This window comes from uncultured Oscillibacter sp. (genome assembly GCF_910587525.1).
In the GTDB taxonomy this organism is placed as follows: Bacteria; Bacillota; Clostridia; order Oscillospirales; family Oscillospiraceae; genus Oscillibacter.
Map to the genome: position 1 here is coordinate 1 of NZ_CAJULS010000196.1, position 3,125 is coordinate 3,125.

4 protein-coding genes are annotated in these 3,125 nt (G+C 58.2%); 3 read left to right on the forward strand and 1 reads right to left on the reverse strand.

Annotated features, from left to right (window positions below):
• The 3 genes from QZ326_RS12275 to QZ326_RS12285 all read left to right on the forward strand — a co-directional run.
• The coding region (locus tag QZ326_RS12275; protein WP_295745669.1) for a hypothetical protein at positions 1–610 on the forward strand (610 nt) is incomplete at its 5' end.
• 36 nt (positions 611–646) lie between these two features.
• On the forward strand, positions 647–1,051 hold the full coding sequence (locus QZ326_RS12280) for a hypothetical protein (RefSeq protein ID WP_295745672.1): 405 nt from the start codon (positions 647–649) through the stop codon (positions 1,049–1,051).
• 313 nt (positions 1,052–1,364) lie between these two features.
• On the forward strand, positions 1,365–1,907 hold the full coding sequence (locus QZ326_RS12285; RefSeq protein WP_295745674.1) for a hypothetical protein: 543 nt from the start codon (positions 1,365–1,367) through the stop codon (positions 1,905–1,907).
• A gap of 85 nt (positions 1,908–1,992) precedes the next feature.
• Here QZ326_RS12285 and QZ326_RS12290 read toward each other — a convergent pair.
• Positions 1,993–3,125 (reverse strand): acetate/propionate family kinase (locus QZ326_RS12290; protein WP_295745678.1); only part of this gene is annotated, 1,133 nt, incomplete at its 5' end.

Consider the following 3,125-nt stretch of genomic DNA (forward strand, 5'->3'; position numbering starts at 1 on the left):
GCTGACGCTGGTCATGAGCCTGGCCCTGGCCGTCCCCTGCTTTGCCGCCGAGCCCAATGATTCGGAGCCTGTCGTACTCCCCGGATATGTGATTGATGGCCGGGACAAGACCTCCGAGGAAATTGACCAGGAAATTACTGATTATATCAATTCCCTCGTCGATTCCCTGAGCGGGACCGCCCGCGTACAGACCTATTATAGAGCTGTAAGCCTCTCCCCTGTGAGGGATAGCGTGACCGGTTTTCCTGGGAATCAGAAGCCGGAAGGGTACAGGTTAGGAGAAGGTGGTTTTCTTTATTACAGTGAAGACGGGGGGCCGGAGGCAACCATTACCCTTTCCCTCGCACTGGCGTATGGCCCCGCGTCTTTCAGTTTGGGCGTGAGCGTTCCGATGGGGAATCGGAGTAACGGTACCATTGGATTGGGTGTGCCAGTTCCGGATTCCGTGAACTATTATAAACTGAAAGTCACGAAAAATGTCGAGATCCATCCCATCGCTATTTATGAAGTGGACAGACCCAATGCGCCCCTCACCAGAGACTCCAGACTGGCCTATGTCTCACATACTCAAACGGTCATGTCTGTGTACGCCCGTGCCGTAAAAGCGTAAATAAACACTCTGATCAGCCAGAGAAGGTGAATCATCATGCCGAAAACAAGAGTCAGGCGGCTTATTCTCCCCATTCTGCTTCTGGCATCCCTGGTCCTCAATCTGGGCCAGACCGTGCAGATTGGCATGCTGAGGCGGGTAGACATTCCCAGTGTTGTGGGGACTTACGTCGCCTCTACCGCCCCTGACGGTGGCCGTCATTATGTTCTGGAACAGAACGGCGTCTGCGCCGTCTATGAGCCGATGGGTGACGTGGAAAAAGGGACCTACTACCTGGACGATGATGCAACCGTCGAATCCCCGCTTACCATGCGTTTTCCGTCCCAAACCCTCTGTGTACTTCGGGTTTTTGACCGGTTGTACTTGTATGACCCGGAGGGCTCTATCATCCTCCTGCGTAAAGTCAGCGATTCCCCAACCTATATCAGCGTAGAGCACTAAACCCAAAAGGCGCGGCAAGTATGGAGAGCGCCTTGTCCCTGGGCGTCTATGACGAGGGTACCGCGTAGAGCGACATCACGGTGTCTTTGAAGCAGTACAAGTGACCGACCTGAGATAGAGGTTTTACTATGAAGCGGTTTGGAGCATTTGCCGCTGGCATGCTGGCGAAACATATACCGACCCCAACGGCCCGCAGGCCCCCTCTACCATCATCTACACCGACACGGCCGGCGGCAGGACCAACTATATCTCCGTCCGGCAGCTCTCGGAGCTGATCGACGCGGATATTAGCTGGGATGCCAAAACGAACAGCGTGGATATCGGCGTTTTCCCGATTTCCAGCGAGGTGATTGTTACAGCCGGAGTTGAATCCGCCGATAAAAAGCCGGATCACACGCCCCCCAACGCACCGGAGTACGGCCTGACGATTGGCAACCTGGAGGAGATCGACCCGGAGACGGTGAAAGATGTGGTAACGGCGGATCCCCACGTAGCTCCCGGCGGCGCCATATATGCGTATCATACACATGTGCAGTACAACGCTGGCAGCTTTCCAAGCATTAACGCCTCTCCCCGGTTTGGGGATGGGGAATATCTGGTCTATACCGTGACCAACAACGGTCAGATCCCGAAAGAGGTTAAGGTTTCCCGTAAAATCTCCGTCACGCTCGGAAGATGGGAGCGATTTCCAACGCTCTATGTGCAGCCTGGAGAAACGTTGGTACGGGTATTCCGCGTGCTGAAAGACGAGGAGAGCCATCCCATGCAGAGAAATTTTAATTTCGGTGTTGGAGGTTCCTCGGATTATAAAGATAATGCGGATGTAACTGTCTCGTTGGTACAGTATAGGGGATAACCGGCTTGAATTTACATTTTTTGAATAAAACGCCAAACAGCGGCGGCAGGGAAACTCCCTGCCGCCGCTGTAACGCGTCTGCTATTTACTTGCCGGACACAATGGAGGCGGTCTCCATGGCGATCATCAGCTCCTCGTTGGTGGGAATCAGCAGCACCTTCACCCGGGAAGCGGCGGCGGAGATCACCGCCTCCTTGCCCCGCACGTCGTTGGCGGCCTCGTCCAGCTCCACGCCCATGTACTCCAGTCCCTGGCACACCATGCGGCGGATGGCCTTGTCGTTTTCGCCCACGCCGGCGGTGAAGATGACGGCGTCCACCCCGCCCATGGCGGCGGCGTAAGCGCCCACGTACTTCTTCACCTCATAGGCGAACTTCTCCTGGGCCAGCGCTGCTTTCTTGTCCCCCTGGGCGGCGGCGTTCTCCAGGTCCCGGAAGTCGGAGCTGACGCAGCTCAGGCCCTCCACGCCGGACTTCTTGTTCAGCACGTTCAGCATCTCGTCAATGCTCAGGCCGTGTTTGTTCATCACGTACTGGAGAATGCCGGCGTCCAAATCGCCGGAGCGGGTGCCCATGGGCAGGCCCGCCAGGGGGGTGAAGCCCATGGAGGTGTCCACGGACTTGCCGCCGTCCACCGCGGCGATGGAGGAGCCGTTGCCCAGGTGGCAGGAGATCAGCTTGACCTCCTCGGGGGCCTTACCCAGCATGGCGGCGGCCCGGCCCGCCACGTACTTGTGGCTGGTGCCGTGGAAGCCGTAGCGGCGGACCTTGTCCTCCTCATAGTAGGCGTAGGGCAGGGCGTACATATAGGCCTTGGGGGGCATGGTCTGGTGGAAGGCGGTGTCAAACACGGCCACCATGGGCACGCCGGGCATTACCTTTTGGCAGGCGCGGATGCCGGTGAGGTTGGCGGGGTTGTGGAGAGGGGCCAGGGGGATGCAGTCCTCAATGGCCTTCAATACCTCGTCGGTGATGAGCACGGACTTGTTGAACGCCTCGCCGCCGTGGACCACCCGGTGGCCCACCGCCTCAATTTCCTTCATGGAGCCCACCACGCCGTTTTTGCCGTCCACCAGAGCGTCCAGCACGGCCTGAATGGCCTCGGAGTGGGTGGGCATGGCCACGTCCACGGCGTCCAGGGCCGCTTTGCCCTCCACCTGGGGCTTGTAGGTGAACTTGCCGTCGATGCCGATGCGCTCGCACAGGCCCTTGGCCAGCA